Raw genomic sequence first — 22,332 nt, forward strand, 5'->3', positions numbered from 1 at the left:
GAAAACGGTTCCGGGCGGTGTTTTCATAAGAGAGACCGATTTATGGTATCAGCAGCAGAACAAATGGCAGCCAACACAAGCTGGTCTGCCCTTGGCAAAGCCACCGATCTGCGCAACCGCATCCTGTTTACGCTGGGTTTGTTGATCGTTTATCGCCTGGGCACCTTTATTCCGGTGCCGGGGATCGACGGGCAGGCCCTGCGCGAGTTCATGGAGCAGGCGGGGCAGGGCATCGGCGGCATGGTTTCGATGTTTACTGGCGGGGCGCTGGGGCGGATGGGTATCTTTGCCCTCGGCATCATGCCCTACATTTCAGCCTCGATCATTGTGCAGCTGCTGACATCTATGGTTCCCGCGCTCGAACAGCTCAAGAAAGAGGGCGAGCAGGGCCGCAAGAAAATCAACCAGTATACCCGTTTCGGCACCGTGGCTCTGGCCACCGTTCAGGCCTATGGTCTGGCCGTGTCGCTGGAATCGGGTGATCTGGCGACCGATCCGGGCATGTTCTTCCGTATGTCGACCATGATTACGCTGGTTGGCGGCACCATGTTCCTGATGTGGCTGGGTGAGCAGATTACCGCACGTGGCATCGGTAACGGTATCTCTCTGATCATCTTCGTCGGCATCATTGCCGAGGTTCCGGCCGCATTGGCGCAGTTCTTTGCCAGCGGACGCAGCGGTGCAATCAGCCCTGCAGTGATCGTGGGTGTGATCGTGATGGTTATCGCCGTGATTACCTTTGTTGTGTTCATGGAGCGGGCCTTGCGCAAGATCCACATCCAATATCCGCGCCGTCAGGCCGGTATGAAGATCTATGAAGGTGGTTCCAGCCACCTGCCGGTCAAAGTGAACCCGGCCGGCGTTATCCCGGCGATCTTTGCAAGCTCGCTGCTTCTGTTGCCGGTGACGATCTCGACCTTCTCGTCGGGTGCGACCAACGGGCCGGTGATGTCGTGGCTGCTAGCCAACTTTGGCCCCGGACAGCCGTTGTACCTGCTGTTCTTCGCCTCGATGATCGTGTTCTTTGCCTATTTCTATACGTTCAACGTGTCGTTCAAACCGGACGATGTGGCGGACAACCTGAAAAAGCAGAACGGTTTTGTGCCAGGTATCCGTCCGGGCAAGAAAACCGCCGAGTATCTGGAATACGTGGTCAACCGCGTGCTGGTTCTGGGTTCGGCCTATCTGGCGGCGGTCTGTCTGCTACCTGAAATCCTTCGGGGCCAGTTTGCCATCCCGTTCTATTTCGGAGGCACCTCGGTTCTGATTATCGTCTCTGTGACCATGGACACGATCCAACAGGTTCAGAGCCACCTGCTTGCGCATCAATACGAAGGGCTGATCGAAAAGTCCCAGCTGCGCGGCAAGGGTAAGAAACGCGGCAGGAAGGGACCCTCTCGTCGATGAACATTATTCTTCTTGGGCCCCCGGGGGCCGGTAAAGGGACGCAAGCGCGCCACCTGGTCGAAACACGCGGCATGGTTCAGTTAAGCACGGGCGACATGCTGCGCGAGGCCAAGACCTCGGGCACCGAGATGGGGCAGAAGGTCGCGGCGATCATGGATGCGGGCAAGCTGGTCACCGATGAGATCGTGATCGGCCTGATCGAAGAGAAGCTGACCACCGAAACAGGCGCCGGTTTCATCTTTGACGGCTTCCCCCGTACGCTGGCGCAGGCCGATGCACTGGCGGCGTTGCTGACCAAGCTGGGTCAGTCGTTGCACACAGTGATCGAAATGCGCGTCGATGATGATGCGTTGGTGGGCCGTATTACGGCGCGTTCGACCTGTGGCGGGTGTGGTGAGGTTTATAACGACATCACCAAACCAATCCCTGCGGATGGTAAATGCACCAATTGCGGTAAGGAAAATGACTTCCAACGTCGTGCAGATGACAACGAAGACAGCCTGCGTACGCGCCTGATGGAATATTACAAGAAGACCTCGCCGCTTATCGGCTATTACTACGCCAAGGGCGATCTGCGCCCCGTGAACGGACTGGCGGATATCAAGGAAGTCACCGCGTCGATTGAGGCGATCCTTGGCTGATATCAATATGGGCTTGACGGCGTTGCCAAAAGCCCATATCGACCCCCATCCCTAAAGGGAATCAAGACCGCATGCGGGATTCGTCCCAATTGCCCCGACCACCTCGAATAATGCTGAACCCTCTGGCCTCACTGCCACGGTAAAGCGTTGTGAAAAAAGGTTCTGGAGTTACGGAACCGCAACGAAAAGGAAAGTGACACGTGGCACGTATTGCCGGCGTAAACATCCCGACTGCAAAGCGGGTACCTATCGCCCTCACATATATCACCGGTATCGGAAACACCTCGGCCAAAGCGATCTGCGAAGCCGTAGGTATCGACGCGACCCGTCGCGTTAACGAACTGTCCGACGCCGAAGTTCTGGCCATCCGCGAGCACATCGACGCCAACTTCACCGTCGAAGGTGACCTGCGTCGTGAAGTTCAGATGAACGTCAAACGCTTGATGGACCTGGGCTGCTATCGCGGTCTGCGTCACCGCCGCAACCTGCCGGTTCGCGGTCAGCGTACCCACACCAATGCTCGTACCCGCAAAGGCCCCGCAAAGGCCATCGCCGGTAAGAAGAAATAAGGGAGGGTCTGACTGATGGCACGTGATAAGACTCGCGTTAAGCGCAAAGAGCGTAAGAACATCGCATCGGGCGTCGCCCATGTGAATTCGACCTTCAACAACACCAAGATCCTGATCTCGGACGTACAGGGCAACGCCATCTCGTGGTCGTCTGCCGGTACCATGGGCTTCAAGGGATCGCGGAAATCGACACCCTACGCCGCTCAGATGGCTGCAGAAGACGCAGGCAAGAAGGCTCAGGAACATGGCGTCAAGACGCTGGAAGTCGAAGTTCAGGGCCCCGGTTCGGGTCGTGAATCGGCTCTGCGCGCGCTGGCTGCTGTGGGCTTCAACATCACGTCGATCCGTGACGTGACTCCGATCGCTCACAACGGCTGCCGTCCGCCGAAGCGTCGTCGCGTCTAAGCGATTTTGAATTGAGCTGGGGCTGTGTTTTTTGCACGGCCCCAGCACGTCATTTTGAACCTCGGGCGTCTGCACCTTGTTGGTCATGGGGCGCGGACAGGAATGGAGGGATTACATGATCCATAAGAATTGGGCTGAATTGATCAAGCCGACCCAGCTGGAAGGCAAGCCGGGCAACGATCCCGCACGTCAGGCGACCTTGGTTGCCGAGCCTCTGGAGCGTGGCTTTGGTCTGACTTTGGGCAACGCGCTGCGCCGCGTTCTGATGAGCTCGCTGCAAGGCGCGGCCATCACCAGCGTCCAGATCGACAACGTCCTGCACGAGTTCTCCTCGGTCGCAGGCGTTCGTGAAGACGTCACCGACATCATCCTGAACCTCAAGCAGGTTGCCCTGCGCATGGAAGTCGAAGGCCCCAAACGCCTGTCGATTAATGCCAAAGGCCCCGCCGTTGTCACCGCTGGTGACATCAGCGAAAGCGCTGGTATCGAGGTTCTGAACCGCGATCACGTCATCTGCCACCTGGACGACGGCGCTGACCTGTTCATGGAACTGACCGTCAACACCGGCAAAGGCTACGTCTCGGCTGAAAAGAACAAGCCAGAAGACGCACCTATCGGCCTGATCCCGATCGATGCGATCTATTCGCCGGTCAAAAAGGTTGCCTATGACGTTCAGCCGACCCGTGAAGGTCAGGTTCTGGACTATGACAAGCTGACCCTGAAGATCGAAACAGATGGCTCGATCACACCGGAAGACGCGCTGGCCTTTGCCGCTCGTATCCTGCAGGACCAGCTGTCGATCTTCGTCAACTTCGACGAGCCGGAATCGGCTGGCCGCCAGGACGAGGACGATGGTCTGGAGTTCAACCCGCTGCTGCTGAAGAAAGTGGACGAGCTGGAACTGTCTGTCCGTTCGGCAAACTGCCTGAAGAACGACAACATCGTTTACATCGGCGACCTGATCCAGAAAACCGAAGCCGAGATGCTGCGCACCCCGAACTTCGGCCGCAAGTCGCTGAACGAGATCAAAGAAGTGCTGTCCGGCATGGGTCTGCACCTCGGCATGGATGTCGAGGACTGGCCGCCCGACAACATCGAAGATCTGGCGAAGAAATTCGAAGACGCGTTCTAAGCGCGTCTTCTCCAATGCCCGGCCCGAAAATGGGTTGCCGGGGACAACAAGGGCACTTCCGCCCCAAGGAGAGCCGGTGACACGCATCGCCGGCCAGACAAAGCAAAACGCGAAAGAAGGAACTAGAAAATGCGTCACGCACGTGGTTACCGCCGCCTGAACCGTACACATGAGCACCGTAAGGCGCTGTTTGCGAACATGGCTGGCTCGCTCATCGAGCATGAGCAAATCAAAACGACTCTGCCGAAGGCAAAAGAACTGCGCCCGATCGTTGAAAAACTGATCACCCTGGGCAAGCGCGGAGACCTGCACGCTCGCCGCCAGGCCGCATCGCAGCTGAAAGAAGACCAATACGTCGCAAAGCTGTTCGAAGTTCTGGGCCCCCGCTATGCCGAGCGTCAGGGCGGTTACGTCCGCATTCTGAAAGCTGGCTTCCGCTATGGCGACATGGCCCCGATGGCGATCATCGAATTCGTGGATCGCGACGTCGACGCCAAAGGCGCGGCTGACAAAGCCCGCGTTGCCGCCGAAGAGGCAGCAGACGAAGAATAAGAAGGCCCTGCTTTCTGAATTCTAACCCCCGTGTCTCCGGACGCGGGGGTTATTCTTTAGTTGGCCTATTTGATCCAACCCTGTTCGCGGTAATATCGGACGGCACCCGGGTGCATGGGCGCAGGCAAGCCGTCGCGGATCATCTCAGACGGTTGCAGACCGGACAGGGCAGGGTGCTTGCGGCCCAAATCGCTTAGGTTTTCAAAAGTGGATTTGACGAAGGCATAGATATCCTCATCGGAAACCTCTGCACTGCTTAGCAATATTGCCTTGTAGCCAAGGGATTTCGTCGGCGCGGTTATACCTGTATACACGTTTGCTGGAATTGTGGTTTTACTGAGCGCGACGGAACCCGCGACCAGCTTGTCAATCTGTTGCTCAGACAGATTTACCAAGTGGATCGGGCAAGTCTCAGCTGTCTTCTGGATCACACCGGATGGGTAACCAACAACTGCGGCCACGGCATCAACCTTTCCTGCGCACAATGCGGAATATTGCGCTTTCATGTCTTTTGGTTTGGCTGTTTGGAAAGCAGATACATCCCAATTCGCCGAGCTCGGGATTTGCTTGACCAAACGCGTCGCGGACCTGCCCAATCGGACACGTTTACCGCTCAGGTCGCCAGCCGTGTGAATCCCAGTGTCTTTACGGGCAACGATGGTCAAGGGTTCGCTATGAACTGAAAACAGGGATCGTAGAGCGGGGTTCTGACCATTGGACTGAAAGAAGCCGCCGCCTTCCAGTGCCTGTTTAGCCCAGTCTGATCGCGCCACGACGATATCAAATTTTCCGTTTTGAAGCTTAGGCAAGTTTTCTGTCGGGCCGTTCGTCGCCTTAGCCTGACATTTGTAGCCGATTGTTTCTCGGGCAAAGGATTTACAGACCAGATCGCCGATGTGGAAGTAGTACCCGCCCTTTCCCCCTGTACCGACAGTCATCCTGATATCCGCAGCCAAAGAGGCAGGCGCGATCGAACCAAAAATCGCGGCGATTATCGCAAATGAAAGGCGAGGACGAGTGAGCCTGTTCTGGCAGAAAGTTTTAAACACAAAATTTCCGTTCTAAGTGGTGATTGCGGGGGCATGTTTCTTGCGCAACCGCTGGCCGTCAATGCGAATTGTTGCCAGAATCGCAATCTTGGGTGATCCTTTAAGAAATTAAAGGATCGCAATATGTTTAGGTATCTGATTTTTGTGCTCGGTATTGGCGCATCAACCGCGCTTTATGCTCAGGAAACATCCAATGATCCCGCGGCCGAAGAAACGTCAACTGATCAATCCGATCTTTTGACAGATGCCGAGCTGCAAACATTGGTTGCACCGGTCGCTCTTTATCCAGACACGTTGCTTATCCAGATATTTGTCGCCGCTACCCAGCCGTTGGAAATTGTGAAGGCCGAGCGTTTTTTGCTGGACAACGCCGACCGTGACCCCGCTGAGTTGGAGCCGGAAATCGGTGCCATGGGCTGGGATCCTTCGGTCAGTGTTCTTGCTACGGCGTTTCCCGAAGTTGTCGGGCAGATGGCCACCCATATTGACTGGACCGAAACCATGGGCACCGCGATGCTGGCCCAGTCCGACGATGTGATGGACGCTGTTCAGGTGATGCGGGACCAGGCGATCGACAGTGGCGCATTAGTTTCAGGCCCTGAACAAACAGTTGAAGTGGCCGAAGACGAAACGGTAGTCATCACGCCCACAAACACCGAGACGGTATATGTGCCGCAATACAACCCCGAAACAGTTTATACCGGTCCATCGACAGGGGATGTGGTTGGTGCGGCGTTACTGACCTTTGGAACGGTCGCACTAATTGACGAAATTTTTGACGACGATGATGATTGGTACGACTATTGGGGCTGTCGGAATTGTGGCGGATGGAATGGTCAACCCATCATCAGGAACCCCGATATCGACATTGATGTCGACCGCAACGTCAATATCGACAGGGACATTGATCTTGGGGACCGGACGGATATCGGATGGCAACCCGATCCTGACCGCAAAAAACAGGCACAGGATAAAATCTCGAACCACAAAAGGCCCGAAAGTGGCCGTGGCGATCTGCCAGTGAACCGTCCCGAAGGACGCACAGATGAGTTGCGCGCGAAACTAAGCCGCGAATCTGGTGCTGCCGATATCAGTCGGGATGGCGCTTCGCGTGAGCGGGCAGCAGCGGTTGCCGCCGGAGCGGGCGCAGGAGCCGTCGCTGGCGGTGCGCTTGCCAACCGGGACAGTGGAAAGAAAGACCTGCCACAGGTGAACCGGGGCAATGTCGACCGAGATAAGGCCGCAGCCAAGCAGCAAGCCGTCGAGCGTACCAAGCAAAGACCGGAGACTGCGAAAAAGCCTGTCCAACAAAGACCCCAAGCTGCCAAGAAGCCTCAGGCCAAGAAAGCGGCTCAGCGCAAGCCACAGGCCTCCAAGGGGCAGGCGATGAAGAAAAAGGCGTCAGGGAAAAGAACCCACAGCGCGTCCAATCGCGGCCATGCCGCCAAAGGCAAGCGGAGACGGTAAGATGCGTAATTCGGTGTTTTCCATTCTTTTTCTTGCCGCAACTGCGGGTGCCGCACTTTCAGATGGGGCTCGGTTCGACACGCCGCAAACTGCCCTTGATGCCTTTGTTGATGCCCTGAGGGCGGATGACCAAGGCAAGTTGCTGGAGATTTTTGGGCCCGAGGCGGAAGACCTGATCGGGACAGGTGATCCTGTCGAGGATCAGGAAAGGCGGCAGGAAGTACTTGCCATGTACGCCGAGGGTTACCGATTTCAACCCGACGAGGACGGCGTCGTTCTTTTGTTGGGAGAAGACAGCTGGCCATTCCCGATCCCCATTTCACGAGGCGAAGACGGCTGGCAATTCGATCTCGAAGCCGGCATCGAGGAACTCTCTGCCCGCGAGATTGGCTTGAACGAACTGGACGTGATCGAACTGCTTGAGGCTTACGTCGATCTTCAGGCTGCGTTCAGGCTGGTCGATCACAATGGTGATGGCGTTATGGAATTTGCTCAGACGATTATTGCGGATCCAGGCGTCAGAAACGGGTTGTTCTGGCCCGAAGAAGACAGCTTTGTCGGTGCAGCACTGGCCCGCGCTGCCGCTTCGGGTTGGAGTGATGGCGAGGTTGATTACGATGCCGAGCCCTTCCTGGGGTATTACTATACTATCCTGCAAGAGCAGGGTCCAAATGCACCGGGTGGCGCTTATTCCTATTATGTCGGTGATAGGTTTGTCGCCGGGCACGCCCTGTTGGCAGTTCCTGCTGAATATGGTGAAACCGGTATCCATTCTTTCCTTGTGGGCGAAAACGGAATTGTTTTCGAGGCGGATTTTGGCCCCGAAACACTGGAAATAACTGCGGATTTTACGTCCTACGATCCCGGTCAGGATTGGTCGCCGGTTGAATAATGCGTGCGCCACCTGTTTGCAGGCGGACAGTACAGGTCTATCGTCTAACTAACGTCATTTTTGGCTATTTTACGGCAATGTAAAACCATCTTTCCCGCGTTATCCTGAAAAATATGTGTGGAGTACAGATGATGACGGAAATATCCGAGATCCCCAGTGAATTCACAGGACCTTCCGCTTGGACCGGACAACAGATGAGCGCTCGCGAGCATGAATGGATTGTCGACCTGTCGCCCGAGGACATCGCCGATCTTGAACAAGCCGCCCGTCACTATCTGAGCTTGGGGCGCGACATCGGGGAAATCTCAAAAGCGGATTTTCCGTTACAACGGTTTGACGGCCATCTGCAACATCTGCGCGACAAATTGATCAATGGGATCGGATTTGAGGTAATCCGGGGCCTTCCGGTGCAATCGTACACGCAAGAGATGGCAGCGGCGATTTTCTGCGGGGCGGGGGCACATCTGGGGTCTGCCCGCTCACAGAACGCTCAGGGCCACATTCTAGGGCATGTCCGTGACATTGGCGCGGATGCCAATGACCCGAACACGCGGATTTACCAGACCCACGAGCGGCAGACCTTTCACACGGACAGCGCCGATATCGTCGGGCTGCTATGTTTGCGTGACGCCAAAGAGGGCGGGGATTCACTGTTGGTCAGTGCCGAAACCATCTATAATCGAATGCGTGCCGAGTGCCCCGACCTGCTGCAGCGTTTGTTCGACCCCATCGCGACCGATCGCCGGGGCGAAGTGCCGGAAGGCATGCAACCATTCATGACGATCCCTCCATTTTGCTGGCACGACGGCAAGCTCACCGTGTTCTACCAGCGCCAGTATATCGATAGCGCGCAAAGGTTTCCTGATGCCATGCGCCTGACACCCGACCATGTCGCGGCTTTGGACAGGTTTGATGCGTTAGCAAATGATCCAGAAATGTACCTGACCATGCGGCTGCAACCCGGAGACATGCAGTTCGTTTATAATCATTCTCAGCTGCATGACCGGACAGGGTTCACCGACTGGCCGAACCCGGACGAGCGGCGTCATCTGTTCCGACTTTGGTTATCCCCCGAGGGAGACCGCGAATTGCCTGAGGTGTTCAAGCAGCGCTACGGAACCATTGATGTTGGCAATCGCGGCGGGATCATTACCAAGGGTACGCGGTTGAACGCTCCTCTTAACTGACTGTCACCGGAAGCTTGCATTACGTTTCGCGCGGGCGCATATCCAACGCAACTCTGCAAGTTGAGGTCTATATGTTCCGCGCGACACTTATCGCTCTTTCCTTCGCATGCGCCTCGGTAGCCACTGCGGACACCCGCGTGCCGCAATCACAAGCCGAGATATCGTTGGGTTTCGCCCCGGTGGTCAAAGAGGCCTCACCGGCGGTCGTCAACATCTATGCTAAGATCGTGCGGCAGGGGCGGGCCAACCCGTTTTTCTCGGACCCGTTCTTTCGGGATTTCTTTGGCGGCGGTTCGGCCGAGCCGCGCCCGCGCGTTCAGAACTCGCTGGGGTCCGGCGTAATCCTTTCGCAGGATGGTTACGTCGTTTCGAACTACCATGTGGTTGGTACTGCTACGGAAATTCGCGTGGTGACGACGGATCGGCGGGAGTATTCGGCCCAGGTGGTACTGGGTGACAAGGAAAGCGATATCGCCATTTTGCGCCTGCAAGAGGCTGACGATCTGCCGTTCCTGGAACTGCGCGATTCCGATCAAGTCGCGGTGGGGGAACTGGCGCTGGCCATCGGCAACCCGTTCGGGGTGGGACAGACCGTGTCGTCGGGCATCATCTCAGGGCTGGCCCGGACCGGGGCTGCGACCGGCAACGCGCGCGGTTATTTCATCCAGACGGATGCGGCAATCAATCCGGGAAACTCGGGTGGGGCGCTGATTGACGTGAACGGGGATCTGATCGGGATAAATACGGCCATTCTGACCCGCTCGGGCGGATCGAACGGCATTGGATTTGCGATCCCGGCCAATTTGGTGGCCGAGTTCCTGCGGCAAGCGCAGGAGGGTAATGACCATTTCGTCAGCCCTTGGGCGGGAATGGCAGGTCAGCATATGAGCGCCGATATCGCCGAGTCGCTGGGTCTGGTGATCCCGTTGGGCGTGGTAATCTCTGACCTGCACCCCCTTAGCCCGCTTGCCGATGCAGGTCTGCGTGTCGGTGACGTGGTAACCCACGTAGACGGGGATGAAGTGAACTCTCCGGCCGAGATGAAGTTCCGCATGTCGGTGGCGGGTGTCGGCGGCACATCGGTTTTGACCCGGTTGCGCGGCGAGGAAAGCTCGGATCTGGAAGTAGCCCTTGTCCGGGCACCTGAGACCCCGTCAGCCGACGAGACCACGCTGGATGACCAGACGGTCATGCCTGGGCTGACGGTCTCACGCGTTAATCCGGCGGTCATCACGCGGCTGGGGCTGGTGCTGTCGCAAACCGGCGTTGTTGTGGTGGACGCAGACCGATACGGAGGGCGGTCTGGGCTGCGTGTAGGTGATGTGGTTAATGGCATCAACGGCGCGCAGATCGACCACCCGCAAGACATAGTCGATGCGCTGACCGATCCGGGGCGCAGGTTGAATTTTGACATCCTGCGCGGTGGCCGTTCGGTTTCCCTGCGGTTCCGGTTGTAACGCGTGAGCGATCTGTTCGACACCGGGGCCGCCGCGCCCGCACCGCCTGCGCATCGGCCGCTGGCGGATCGGTTGCGCCCGCAAACACTTGCTGAGGTGATTGGGCAGGAACAGGTTCTGGGCCCAGATGCGCCGCTGGGGGTCATGCTAGCCTCGGGCAGCTTATCCAGTCTGGTGTTCTGGGGGCCGCCGGGGGTGGGAAAAACAACCATCGCGCGGCTGCTGGCGCAGGAAACCGATCTGCATTTCGTTCAGATCAGCGCAATTTTCACTGGCGTGCCGGACCTCAAGAAAGTGTTCGAAGCCGCCAAGATCCGCCGCCAGAACGGGCAGGGCACGCTGCTGTTCGTGGATGAGATTCACCGTTTCAACAAAGCCCAGCAGGACGGGTTCCTGCCCCATATGGAGGACGGGACGATCCTGCTGGTTGGGGCCACGACCGAAAACCCGTCCTTTGAGCTGAACGCCGCTGTGCTCAGCCGGGCGCAAGTGCTGGTGCTGGAACGGCTCAGCCTGACTGATCTGGAACGGTTGACCCAAAGGGCCGAGAAAGAGCTGGACCGCGCATTGCCGCTGACCGGGCCTGCCCGTGAGGCGTTGCAGGAAATGGCCGATGGTGACGGGCGAGCGCTGTTGAATCTGATCGAACAGATCGCGGCGTGGAAGGTTGACGCGCCGCTGGACCCGGATGCGCTGTCGACCCGGTTGATGCGGCGTGCAGCAAAATACGACAAGTCGGGGGATGAGCATTACAACCTGATCTCAGCCTTGCACAAATCGGTCCGCGGGTCAGATCCGGACGCTGCCCTTTATTGGTTCGCGCGGATGCTGACGGGGGGCGAAGACCCGCGATACTTGGCGCGGCGGATCACCCGGATGGCGGTTGAGGATATCGGTCTGGCCGACCCGCAGGCACAGGCGATCTGCGTGCAGTCATGGCAGACCTATGAACGGCTGGGCAGCCCCGAGGGGGAACTGGCCTTGGCACAGGCGCTGGTCTACCTGGCCCTGGCCCCCAAATCGAACGGCGCTTACGTCGGTTACAAGGCGGCGATGCGGCTGGCCAAGCAATCGGGCAGCGAACCACCTCCCAAGCATATCCTGAATGCGCCGACCTCGTTGATGAAGGACCAGGGATATGGCGCGGGCTATGCCTATGACCACGATGCCGAGGATGGGTTTTCAGGTCAGAACTATTTCCCTGACGGTATGGACCGGCCTGAACTGTATCAGCCGGTCGAACGTGGGTTCGAACGCGAGTTGAAAAAGCGGCTGGATTATTTTGCCAAGCTGCGGGCCCAGCGCAACGGGTAAGGTCGGCTTGACTCTTGCGGTGCAGCAGGCCACAGACGCGCATGTTTTCTAGGACACGTACAGACAGGCTTAGCGCGCGGACACGTCGCGCGACGCAGGGGATATCGGCATGAGCGGCGTACAGATGATCACCGTGGCAGAAGGTGATGGCGACCAGCGGTTGGACCGGTGGCTGCGCCGCCTGTTTCCCCATGTCAGCCAGGGGCGCATCGAAAAGATGTGCCGCAAGGGCGAGCTGCGGGTTGAAGGCGGGCGGGTGAAAGCCTCGACCCGGCTTGAGGCCGGTCAGGTCGTTCGTGTACCGCCTTTGCCCGATGCCGATCACAAACCTGCCGAGGTCAAACATCGTATTTCGGACGCCGACGCCAAGATGATCCAGTCCTGCGTCATCTATCGCGATGATGACGTTCTGGCGCTGAACAAACCCCAAGGCCTGCCGGTGCAGGGCGGCAGTGGCCAGACGCGCCACGTTGACAGCCTTTCCGAGGCGCTGCGGTTTGGATATGACGAGAGCCCCCGCCTTGTGCATCGGCTGGACAAGGACACCTCGGGCGTATTGCTGATGGCGCGCACGCGCGAGGCGGCTAAAGGGCTGACTACCGCCTTCCGTCACCGCGATACGCGCAAGATTTACTGGGCCCTGGTGGCCGGGGTGCCGACGCCCTATCTGGGTGAGATCAAGACCGGGCTGGTCAAAGCCGCGGGCCACGGCAAGCACGGTGAGGGTGAAAAGATGATCCCCGTGCATCTGAACGAAATCAACGACACGCCGGGCGCGAAACGGGCGCACACGCTCTATGCCACGCTTTACCGGGTGGCTGGACGCGCTGCATGGGTGGCGATGGAGCCGATCACGGGCCGCACGCATCAGCTGCGCGCGCATATGGCCGCAATTGGGCATCCCATCATCGGCGATGGCAAATACGGCGGCTCGGGTCAGGAAAACCTTGGTGACGGGTGGGGCGCGCAACTGGGCGGTATCATCAGCAAGAAATTGCATCTGCACGCACGGCAGGCCTCGTTCCAGCATCCCACCACGCGCGAGACCATCACCATTACGGCGCCATTGCCAGATCACATGAAACACAGCTGGGACACCTTTGGCTGGACCGAGGATCTGGCCGCCGATGATCCCTTCGAGGAACTGCAATGAGCGCACCGCTGCGTTTGGTGCTGTTCGATGTGGATGGCACCCTTGTCGATAGCCAGGGCAGCATCGTCGCGGCGATGACCGCCAGTTTTCGGGCGCTGTCCCTGCCGGTGCCTGACCGCAACGCAATTCTGTCCATTGTTGGTCTGTCCCTGCCCAACGCGATGGCACAACTGGCGCCAGAACATTCGGACAGCGATCAGCAGTGCCTGGTCGAGGGGTATAAACAAGCCTATCACGCGCACCGTCTTGAAAAGGGCGCTGCAAGCTCTCCTCTCTATCCTGGCGCGCGGGATGCCATTGAAGCGCTGCACGCAGTGCCTGAAGTATTGTTGGGCGTGGCCACCGGTAAGTCCCAGCGCGGGCTGGACGCACTGATCGAGGCGCATGGGCTGGAGCGGTATTTCGTGACCCGGCAGGTTGCGGATCACCACCCGTCGAAACCGCACCCTTCGATGATCGACACCGCGCGCAGTGAAACCGGGGTGGGCGCGGCCAACACGGTCATGATTGGCGACACAAGATTCGACATGGACATGGCCCGCGCCGCCGGGGTGACGGGCATCGGTGTCAGTTGGGGTTATCACGACCGGTCCGCTCTGGATGGTGCGACCTGTGTAATTGAAACCTTTGACCAGCTGCCGCAAGCGCTGGACGATATCTGGACCTGACAACATGAGTGATTGGAAACCCAAGCGATTTTGGACCGAAAGTGCCGTGGTCGATACCGAAGGGGGATTCACTGTCGAATTGGACGGACGCCGGGTGAAAACTCCGGCTAAGGCAGCCTTGATCCTGCCCACACATGCTATGGCCGAACAGGTTGCCGCTGAATGGGACGCGCAGGAAAAAGAGATCGACCCGCGAGTCATGCCATTCACACGGTCGGCCAACGCTGCCATCGACAAGGTCCAACATCAACACGCCGAGGTTGCGGACATGTTGGCCGACTATGGGGATTCGGATATGCTGTGCTACCGCGCGGCACACCCGCAAGAGTTGCAAAAACGTCAGGCCGAGCAATGGGACCCGGCCCTGGACTGGGCGGCCGAGGTGCTATCTGCGCGGCTGTTGCCCGTGGCTGGTGTGTTGCATCAGCCGCAATCGGAAACGGCTTTGAACACCCTAAAGCTGCGTGTTCATCAGCTTAACGATTTTCAACTGGCCGCATTCCATGATCTTGTCAGCTTGTCAGGCTCGCTTGTCCTTGGTTTTGCGACTGCTCTGAACTGGCGCAATGTTGAAGAAATCTGGCAAATGTCCAGGCTGGATGAAATTTGGCAGATTGAGCAATGGGGCCACGACGATGAGGCATTTGACGTAGCGGAAACCAAAAAGGCGGCCTTTTTGCACGCAAAAAGATTTTTTGACCTCTCGATTTGATCCCTTACAGCCTGATTTTCCAACGTCGGACGAGTCATCTTTGAATTGACTCATCGTTTTCCCTGATCCGGGCCTTGACGTTTGTTTATGAATACGCCCAAACTCGTGCCCACTAAAGGGGAGACACCTTTGGGGAAACCTTTCTGGTGCCAAAGGTGCCGGACAGAGCCGTCTCTGGATAGGGACGGGAAATCAGGAAGAGGTAAAAATGAAAAAATCCGTAATCTTGGGCGTGGCAACCATCGCCGGCCTGGCTGCTGGTGCGGCTGCGGCGGGGACTGCTGATGATGTCAAGGCGCGCGGCAAACTGAACTGTGGCGTGGCGACCGGTGTTCCCGGCTTTGCCAGCCCGGACGCCAATGGCGAATGGCAGGGCTTTGACGTGGCCGTGTGCCGCGCCGTTGCAGCCGCCGTTCTGGACGATCCGACCGCTGTAGAATTCATTCCGACCACCGGTAAGACACGCTTTACCGCGCTGGCTTCGGGCGAGATCGACATGCTGGCCCGTAACACCACTTGGACCTTCAGCCGCGACGTCGACCTGAAGTTCGAATTCGTCGGTATCAACTACTACGATGGTCAGGGTTTCATGGTTCCCAAGGCTCTGGGCGTCAGCTCGGCCAAGGAACTGGACGGCGCGACGGTCTGCATCCAGACCGGCACCACGACAGAGCTCAACCTGGCGGATTTCTTCCGCATAAACAACATGAGCTATGAGCCGGTTCCGATCGAAACCAACGCCGAAGCGCAGCAGCAGTATCTGGCTGGTGCCTGTGACGTCTACACCACCGACGCATCCGGCCTGGCGGCAACTCGTGCCACCTTTGAAAATGCTGGTGATCACGTGATCCTGCCCGAAATCATCTCGAAAGAGCCGCTGGGCCCGCTGGTTCGTCATGGCGATCACGAATGGGGCGATGTGGTCCGCTGGACCCTCAACGCACTGATCGCGGCGGAAGAGCTGGGTGTAACCTCGGCCAACATCGACGAGATGTCCAGTGGTGCCACCGACAACCCAGAGGTAAACCGCCTGTTGGGTACCGAAGGTACGCTGGGTGAGATGCTGGGTCTGGACGCGAACTGGGCACAGCGCGCGATCAAAGTTGGCGGCAACTATGGTGAAGTGTTTGCCAAGAACATCGGTGAGGAAACCCCGATCGGTCTGGCACGCGGCCTGAACGCACAGTGGACCGATGGCGGCCTGCTGTACGCACCGCCGTTCCGCTAAAAGCCACGGAAAAGGGCGCAGGGCAACCTGCGCCCTTTTTCCTTCCATAAGAAACACGCCCGGAAAGTTAGGAGCAGAGAAAAACTCTGCCGGCTAAACCGGGATTGACGGGGAAATACATAGGTCATGACGACACTCACTGACCCGCCGAAGGAGCACTTCCGGCTGTCCATGCTCCTTTATGATACGCGGTACCGATCTGCGACCATTCAGGTCATAGCGATGATCGGTTTCATGCTTCTGGCAGCCTGGATTATTAACAACACTATTCAGAACCTCGAAACGCTTGGCAGAACGGTCGGGTTCGACTTTTTTGCCGAACCGGCCAGCTATGACATCAACCAACGCCTGCTGGAATACGACTCGCGCGATACCCATCTACGTGCGGCGTTTATAGGCCTGCTAAACACGCTGGTCGTTGCAGTTCTGGGCTGTATCACGGCAACGATCATCGGCGTTATGGTCGGTGTTTTGCGTCTGTCGAATAACTGGCTGATCGCGCGGATCATGACGGTTTATGTCGAAATGTTCCGCAACGTGCCAGTGCTGCTTTGGATCGTGTTCGCCATGGCCATTCTGATCGAAAGCCTGCCGGCACCGCGCGCCTTCCGGGGTGAAAACCCAGAAGCCACTATGGATCTGTTCGGCACAGTCGCTGTGACCAATCGCGGGGTCTATATCCCCGAATTCCTGTTTTCGCGCGGGTTGGGAGATATTCACCTGTTCGGCACGTCGAGCCTGCGGTTCGATGTTTCGCTGGACCTCATCGCCTTCCTGATCGTGCTTGGCGGCAGCATCTTCGCAATGCGCAAAGTGTCGGCCTGGGCCAATGCGACGCAGGAAAAGACGGGTGACCGTCCGACCATCTGGCACATCCAGCTGGGTTTACTGTTTGTCCCATCGATCATTCTGCTGACGGTGCTGGGCTTTCATCTAGGCTACCCTGAGTTGAAAGGCTTTAACTTCACCGGTGGCACCCATATGCGGAACTCGTTGATCGCGTTGTGGCTTGCCCTGTCGCTGTACACTGCGGCTTTCATCGCCGAGATCGTTCGCGCCGGTATTCTGGCCATCTCGAAGGGTCAGACCGAGGCCGCATCCGCACTGGGTCTGCGCCCTGGCCGGACCATGCGTCTGGTGATCCTGCCGCAGGCGTTGCGGGTGATTATCCCGCCGATGATCTCGAACTATCTGAACCTGACCAAGAACTCGTCGCTGGCGATCGCGGTCGGATATATGGACATCACGGGCACTTTGGGTGGCATCACCATGAACCAGACCGGCCGCGAGCTGGAATGCGTTCTGCTGCTGATGCTGGTCTATCTGTCCATCTCGCTGAGCATTTCGGCGGTGATGAACTGGTACAACAACCGTGTCAAACTGGTGGAGCGGTAATATGAGTGATGTTTCATTTGTCCGCACGGAAATGTTGCCGGAGCAGGCACCACCCGCATCCGAGGTCGGTGTGCTGGGATGGATCAGGCATAACCTGTTCTCAAGCTGGCTCAACGCCATCCTGACCATCATCTCACTGTTCTTCATCTACTATGTGCTGTCCAACATCCTGTCATGGACGTTCGAATCCGTATGGAATGCCAATTCTCTGTCGGAATGTCGCGAGATCATGATGGCGACATGGGGTGATACTCATGGCCATGCCTGCTGGGGTGTTATCAAGGACCGGTGGCTGCAATTGCTGTACGGGTTCTATCCGCCTTATCCGGCGCATCCGGACGCGACGTGGTCTAACCCACCTGAATCGGGCGGCTGGCCGGCCTATTTCCGGCCGAACCTGACCTTCATCCTGTTGCTGGTTGCTATTGCGCCGGTGTTGTTCACCAAAGTGCCGCGTAAGCTGTTGTTCGTAACGGCGGCCTATCCGTTCCTGCTGCCTTGGCTGATGTGGGGTGGAAGCATTTGGGGGCCGCTGATGGTCGCTGCTGGGTTCGCCATTGGGTACTTTGTATACAAGCTGGCGCTATCCGCCGCAGGTTCCTTGACGGCGCTGATTCTGGCGATTGTATTGCCGATACTCTGGTGGTTGTTTGCCTCTGGACCGGTTGCTGTTGCGATTGATTCAGTGATCCCCATTGGTATCGAACCGGTCGAAAGCCGCGACTTTGGTGGCTTTATGCTGGCAATCTTGTTGGGTGTTGTGGCCATTGGTGTCTCGCTGCCAATTGGCATCGTTCTGGCGCTGGGTCGGCAGTCCGATCTGATGATCGTCAAATACCTGTGCGTGGGCTTTATCGAGTTCATTCGCGGCGTGCCGCTGATCACCTTGCTGTTCGTGGCCTCGCTGCTGTTGAACCTGTTCCTGCCGCCGGGAACCAATTTTGACATCATCCTGCGAGTGATGATCATGATGACCCTATTCTCGGCCGCCTATATGGCCGAGGTGATCCGGGGTGGTCTGGCAGCCTTGCCGCGCGGTCAGTACGAAGGGGCCGACAGTCTGGGCCTTAACTACTGGCAGGCCCAACGGCTGATCATCATGCCGCAAGCGCTGAAAATCTCGATCCCGGGCATCGTGAGCACCTTCATCGGCATTTTCAAGGATACCACGCTGGTCTCGATCATCGGTCTTTTCGACGTGATTGGCCTGACCAACGGCATCCGCGCCGATACCGCCTGGAACGGCGTCTACTGGGAGCTGTTCGCCTTTATCGGCGTTCTGTTCTTCGTCGTCTGCTTCTCCATGTCCCGTTATTCCATGTATCTGGAGCGCAAGCTTCAGACTGGCCACCGCTAAGGAGTTCAACACATGTCTGAACTTGCAATTGAACGCGAAATCGACCGCTCCAAGATGCAGGTGAGCGACGAGGTCGCCATCGAAATCACCAACATGAACAAGTGGTACGGGGCCTTCCACGTGCTGCGCGACATCAATCTGACCGTCAACCAGGGCGAGCGGATCGTGATCGCGGGGCCATCGGGGTCGGGCAAGTCCACTCTGATCCGCTGCCTGAACGCGCTGGAGGAACACCAGCAGGGCAAGATCGTTGTGGACGGGACCGAGCTGTCGAATGACCTCAAGAACATCGACAAGATCCGGTCCGAGGTTGGCATGGTGTTTCAGCACTTCAACCTGTTCCCGCATCTGACCATTCTGGAAAACTGCACGCTGGCCCCGATCTGGGTGCGCAAAACGCCGAAGAAAGAGGCCGAAGAGCGCGCGATGCATTTCCTGGAAAAGGTGAAGATCCCCGAGCAGGCCGACAAATACCCCGGTCAGCTTTCGGGCGGTCAGCAGCAGCGTGTGGCGATTGCCCGCTCGCTTTGCATGATGCCGCGGATCATGTTGTTCGATGAACCGACATCGGCGCTGGACCCTGAGATGATCAAAGAGGTGCTCGACACCATGATCGAGCTGGCCGAGGAAGGCATGACCATGCTGTGCGTGACGCACGAGATGGGCTTTGCCCGTCAGGTCGCCAACCGTGTGATCTTTATGGATGCCGGTCAGATTGTGGAACAGAACGAACCGGAAGAGTTCTTCAACAACCCACAAAGCGAACGGACCAAGCTGTTCCTCAGCCAGATTCTGGGCCACTGATCCCAGAGAAACGGACGAAAAGGCGGGGTTTTGCCCCGCCTTTTTTCATTCCAGCAGCTCCCGTGGAATGACAAACCCCTGCACGGTGCCGCTGTGCCATCGGACATGCGCCCAGTCGTCGATATCAAACCGGATCACGGTGGTGGCGCAGGTCGGGTAGTCGTGGAACCGGGCGTGGTCCGGTGCCTCCCGGACAATGCGGCTGGCAAAGACGCCGATCCCGGGGTTGTGGCCCAGCATCAGCACTGTGGGTTCTGTCGCCCCTGACAATTCGGTCAGAATGTCTTCGGACTCCGCGTGATAAAGCGCGCGGTGAAACGTGATCTTGTCCGCCTGCAGCCCCATACGGTCCCAGGTTTCACGGGTGCGGGTCGATGTTGAACTTAGCACCTCATCTGGCAGCCAGCCGTTTGCGCGCAGCCAACCGGCTATCGCCGGGGCGGATTTGCGTCCGCGTTTGTTCAAAGGGCGATCATGATCCGAAAGATTCAAGTCATTCCAACTGGATTTCGCGTGGCGAGTCAGGATCAGGGTGCGGCTCATGACGGGTGAAAGGCCTTCATGTGATGGGCGGATTGGTCAGCATCGCGCCCAGCACCCTCGCTAAGGGGGCAGGACAGCCGCGCCAGACACCCACCTGTCATGCAGGTCTGCCCTGCTGCGGTGGACAGATGAGCGTGACAGGCCCCGACATCATAGAAATTCTGACTGTTCAGCGCGCCGACGGGGCAGGTTTGGGTACAGGGGGCCGGGCAGTTGATGCAAGGAGAGGTGCCGGGAACCTCGGGGATAATGAACTCTTCGGTAAAATGCAGCGCCCCACGGTATGAGATCATCATGCCGACCGTATCATGTACCAGCGCGCCCACCGGGCTGCTGAAGGTACGCCCGGATTTCAGGGCCCAGTCGATGAAGGGTGCGTAGGGCGGGCCGCCGAAGGGAAAATGTGCCTCGGCCCCCAGATCGCGGGCCAACTGCCCAACCACGCGCGTTGACCACCGATCAACCGGGTGGTCGCCTGGCCATTCGGGCGCGGATTTCAGCGTGGGCCAGAATGATTTTCCCGCGCCCAACAGGATCAGCGTGCCGCCATCCAATTGTTTGGCGTCGACCCGGTGTGGGTGCAGGGCGCCCATCACGATCAGACCCGCTTGCAGCACCGCATGTTCCACGCGGTCATAGAAGGTTGTTGAGGAGGTCGGGGGACGTCCGGTCATGTCTCCTCCGTTGGGTAATTAGTCGGGCCGGATAAGCGAGCCTGCGCCGTGTTCGGTGAACAGCTCCAACAGCACCGCATTGGGCGCACGCCCATCCAGAATGACCACGGCCCGTACGCCGCTGTGCAAGGCATCCAGAGCCGTTTCGGTCTTGGGGATCATCCCGCCCGCAATGGTGCCGTCCATGGTCATTTCGCGGATCTGACCGGCTTTCAGCTCGGTCACAACCTCGCCGCCCGCGTTCTTAACGCCCGAAACATCCGTCAGCAGCAGCAGCCGGTCCGCCTTGAGCGCCGAAGCAATGGCCCCGGCAGCAGTGTCGCCATTGATGTTGAAGGTCTCGCCGTTCTTACCTGCGCCCAGAGGCGCGATCACGGGGATCACATCATGCGCGAACAGGTTATGCAAAATCGCTGGATCCATCTGCGACGGAGAGCCGACAAACCCAAGTGACGGATCGGCCTGATCGCAGATCATCATGTTGGCATCCTTGCCCGACAGGCCCACCGCCTTGCCGCCCTGACCATTGATTGCCTGCACGATGCGTTTGTTTACCAGGCCGGACAGCACCATCTCGACCACTTCGACGGTGGCTTTGTCGGTCACACGTTTGCCGTTCACGAACTCCGACTGGATGTTCAGCTGATCCAGCATCGCGTTGATCATCGGCCCGCCGCCATGCACGACCACCGGGTTGACCCCGACCTGACGCATCAGAACGACGTCGCGGGCAAAGCTTTCCATCGCTTCGTCGCTGCCCATGGCGTGGCCGCCCAGCTTGATGACGACGATTGCACCGTCATAGCGTTGCAGATACGGCAATGCGCTGTTCAAAGTGGCGGCGGTGGCGATCCAGTCCCGGTTCATGTCTCGTGTCTTCATATCTTGGTCCTCTTCCTCACGTGTTAGGCGTTTTGGCGGCATAAGCCAAGATCGCTGTTGTGAGTGCAGTCGCCACTGTTAGTGTGCCTGCATGCCCTGAAACAGGAGACACATCCAATGGAGCAAAAAACTCTTATTCTGACGGGTGCTAGCCGGGGCATTGGGTTCGCAACAGTTCGTCGGTTCCATGCCGAAGGTTGGCGGGTTATCACGTGCTCGCGCTCTCCTGTGCCGGATGATTGTCCGTGGGAAGGAAAAGAAAATCATTTGCAGCTGGATCTGAGCGATCCTGCCGAAACGATCAATTCAGTTGGTGTCCTGCAAGAAATGGTCGGAGGCAAGCTACACGCCCTCGTCAACAACGCGGGGGTGTCGCCGAAGGGCCCAGAAGGAGAGCGATTGAATACGCTGGACACCGACCTCATGACTTGGGGGCAGGTGTTCCACGTCAATTTCTTTGCTTCCGTTGTTCTGGCGCGCGGGTTGAAAGAGGAATTGGCCGCAGCCCGTGGATCAGTCGTTAACGTGACATCCATTGCAGGGGCGCGCGTACATCCGTTTGCAGGCGCGGCCTACGCTACATCCAAGGCGGCGCTGGCAGCGCTGACGCGGGAAATGGCACATGACTTCGGCCCAATGGGCGTGCGGGTGAACGCAATCGCACCTGGTGAGGTTGAAACCGGAATCCTCAGCCCCGGTACCAATAAAATAGTGGAAAAGCTGCCACTTGGACGGTTAGGGCAGCCTGAAGAAGTCGCAGCGGCGATCTATTTCCTGTGTTCTCAGGAAAGCTCATACATCTCGGGGGCGGAAATCGAGGTGAATGGGGCACAGCACGTATAGG

General features: G+C 58.1%; 23 protein-coding genes. 19 read left to right on the plus strand and 4 right to left on the minus strand.

Annotated features, from left to right (window positions below):
- Positions 1–42 precede the first annotated feature (42 nt).
- The 6 genes from secY (at position 43) to rplQ (ending at position 4,706) form a co-directional block, all read left to right on the plus strand.
- The gene (gene secY / locus ACR0JB_RS20640; protein ID WP_058283501.1) at positions 43–1,407 is read left to right on the plus strand and encodes a preprotein translocase subunit SecY; all 1,365 of its coding nucleotides are present in this window, start codon (positions 43–45) and stop codon (positions 1,405–1,407) included.
- The gene (locus ACR0JB_RS20645) at positions 1,404–2,048 is read left to right on the plus strand and encodes an adenylate kinase (RefSeq protein ID WP_170351670.1); all 645 of its coding nucleotides are present in this window, start codon (positions 1,404–1,406) and stop codon (positions 2,046–2,048) included. Before secY ends, ACR0JB_RS20645 begins: the two co-directional genes overlap by 4 nt.
- Before the next feature lie 200 nt (positions 2,049–2,248).
- On the plus strand, positions 2,249–2,617 hold the full coding sequence (gene rpsM, locus ACR0JB_RS20650) for a 30S ribosomal protein S13 (RefSeq protein ID WP_058272383.1): 369 nt from the start codon (positions 2,249–2,251) through the stop codon (positions 2,615–2,617).
- A 15-nt stretch (positions 2,618–2,632) separates the two neighbouring features.
- Complete coding sequence (gene rpsK, locus ACR0JB_RS20655; protein WP_008757289.1) at positions 2,633–3,022, plus strand: 30S ribosomal protein S11; 390 nt, start codon at positions 2,633–2,635, stop codon at positions 3,020–3,022.
- Positions 3,023–3,137: 115 nt separating this feature from the next.
- Positions 3,138–4,154, plus strand: coding sequence for a DNA-directed RNA polymerase subunit alpha (locus ACR0JB_RS20660; RefSeq protein ID WP_058276312.1), 1,017 nt, complete (start codon positions 3,138–3,140; stop codon positions 4,152–4,154).
- A gap of 129 nt (positions 4,155–4,283) precedes the next feature.
- Entirely contained in the window at positions 4,284–4,706 is a 423-nt protein-coding gene (rplQ, locus tag ACR0JB_RS20665) for a 50S ribosomal protein L17 (protein WP_170351669.1), read from the plus strand.
- A 65-nt stretch (positions 4,707–4,771) separates the two neighbouring features.
- On the opposite strand, the gene ACR0JB_RS20670 is transcribed toward rplQ, so the two are convergent.
- A complete protein-coding gene (locus ACR0JB_RS20670) occupies positions 4,772–5,755 on the minus strand; it encodes a TAXI family TRAP transporter solute-binding subunit (protein ID WP_170507003.1) in 984 nt (327 codons plus the stop codon).
- 123 nt (positions 5,756–5,878) lie between these two features.
- Here ACR0JB_RS20670 and ACR0JB_RS20675 point away from each other — a divergent pair, with 123 nt between their 5' ends.
- The 12 genes from ACR0JB_RS20675 to ACR0JB_RS20730 all read left to right on the plus strand — a co-directional run bounded on the left by ACR0JB_RS20675 (position 5,879) and on the right by ACR0JB_RS20730 (position 19,389).
- On the plus strand, positions 5,879–7,222 hold the full coding sequence (locus tag ACR0JB_RS20675) for a DUF3300 domain-containing protein (protein WP_170507006.1): 1,344 nt from the start codon (positions 5,879–5,881) through the stop codon (positions 7,220–7,222).
- Between the two features lies 1 nt (position 7,223).
- A complete protein-coding gene (locus ACR0JB_RS20680; RefSeq protein ID WP_480790248.1) occupies positions 7,224–8,114 on the plus strand; it encodes a DUF2950 family protein in 891 nt (296 codons plus the stop codon).
- 194 nt (positions 8,115–8,308) lie between these two features.
- Positions 8,309–9,301, plus strand: a complete 993-nt coding sequence (locus tag ACR0JB_RS20685; protein ID WP_254428573.1) for a TauD/TfdA family dioxygenase — start codon at positions 8,309–8,311, stop codon at positions 9,299–9,301.
- Between the two features lie 71 nt (positions 9,302–9,372).
- Positions 9,373–10,758, plus strand: a complete 1,386-nt coding sequence (locus ACR0JB_RS20690) for a trypsin-like peptidase domain-containing protein (RefSeq protein WP_480637985.1) — start codon at positions 9,373–9,375, stop codon at positions 10,756–10,758.
- 3 nt (positions 10,759–10,761) lie between these two features.
- Positions 10,762–12,072, plus strand: a complete 1,311-nt coding sequence (locus ACR0JB_RS20695; RefSeq protein WP_170351665.1) for a replication-associated recombination protein A — start codon at positions 10,762–10,764, stop codon at positions 12,070–12,072.
- Between the two features lie 109 nt (positions 12,073–12,181).
- Positions 12,182–13,225 carry an RluA family pseudouridine synthase gene (locus tag ACR0JB_RS20700; RefSeq protein WP_170397682.1) on the plus strand — a complete coding sequence of 348 codons (1,044 nt, stop codon included), beginning with the start codon at positions 12,182–12,184 and terminating at the stop codon, positions 13,223–13,225.
- The gene (locus tag ACR0JB_RS20705) at positions 13,222–13,893 is read left to right on the plus strand and encodes an HAD-IA family hydrolase (protein WP_170397679.1); all 672 of its coding nucleotides are present in this window, start codon (positions 13,222–13,224) and stop codon (positions 13,891–13,893) included. The genes ACR0JB_RS20700 and ACR0JB_RS20705 overlap by 4 nt, the downstream gene beginning before the upstream one ends.
- 4 nt (positions 13,894–13,897) lie before the next feature.
- Positions 13,898–14,605, plus strand: coding sequence for an ATP12 family chaperone protein (locus tag ACR0JB_RS20710; protein ID WP_170397676.1), 708 nt, complete (start codon positions 13,898–13,900; stop codon positions 14,603–14,605).
- A gap of 208 nt (positions 14,606–14,813) precedes the next feature.
- Positions 14,814–15,833, plus strand: coding sequence for an amino acid ABC transporter substrate-binding protein (locus ACR0JB_RS20715; protein ID WP_170351661.1), 1,020 nt, complete (start codon positions 14,814–14,816; stop codon positions 15,831–15,833).
- A 126-nt stretch (positions 15,834–15,959) separates the two neighbouring features.
- Entirely contained in the window at positions 15,960–17,228 is a 1,269-nt protein-coding gene (locus ACR0JB_RS20720) for an amino acid ABC transporter permease (protein ID WP_170351660.1), read from the plus strand.
- A gap of 1 nt (position 17,229) precedes the next feature.
- Entirely contained in the window at positions 17,230–18,585 is a 1,356-nt protein-coding gene (locus ACR0JB_RS20725) for an amino acid ABC transporter permease (protein WP_170397672.1), read from the plus strand.
- A 12-nt stretch (positions 18,586–18,597) separates the two neighbouring features.
- Positions 18,598–19,389: an amino acid ABC transporter ATP-binding protein gene (locus ACR0JB_RS20730; protein WP_302477207.1), complete on the plus strand. Its 792-nt coding sequence runs from the start codon at positions 18,598–18,600 to the stop codon at positions 19,387–19,389.
- Between the two features lie 45 nt (positions 19,390–19,434).
- On the opposite strand, the gene ACR0JB_RS20735 is transcribed toward ACR0JB_RS20730, so the two are convergent.
- From ACR0JB_RS20735 to argB, 3 genes are read right to left on the minus strand one after another with little or no spacing between them, the layout of a single operon-like run.
- On the minus strand, positions 19,435–19,932 hold the full coding sequence (locus ACR0JB_RS20735) for a SixA phosphatase family protein (RefSeq protein WP_170397669.1): 498 nt from the start codon (positions 19,930–19,932) through the stop codon (positions 19,435–19,437).
- Entirely contained in the window at positions 19,929–20,606 is a 678-nt protein-coding gene (locus ACR0JB_RS20740; protein WP_170397665.1) for a ferredoxin, read from the minus strand. Before ACR0JB_RS20740 ends, ACR0JB_RS20735 begins: the two co-directional genes overlap by 4 nt.
- An 18-nt stretch (positions 20,607–20,624) precedes the next feature.
- On the minus strand, positions 20,625–21,488 hold the full coding sequence (gene argB, locus ACR0JB_RS20745; RefSeq protein ID WP_170397662.1) for an acetylglutamate kinase: 864 nt from the start codon (positions 21,486–21,488) through the stop codon (positions 20,625–20,627).
- Positions 21,489–21,605: 117 nt separating this feature from the next.
- Between argB and ACR0JB_RS20750 the strand changes: the two genes are divergently transcribed.
- Complete coding sequence (locus ACR0JB_RS20750; protein ID WP_170397659.1) at positions 21,606–22,331, plus strand: SDR family NAD(P)-dependent oxidoreductase; 726 nt, start codon at positions 21,606–21,608, stop codon at positions 22,329–22,331.
- The last annotated feature ends 1 nt before the right edge of the window (position 22,332 follow it).

It is taken from the genome of Ruegeria sp. BI7 (assembly GCF_056537925.1).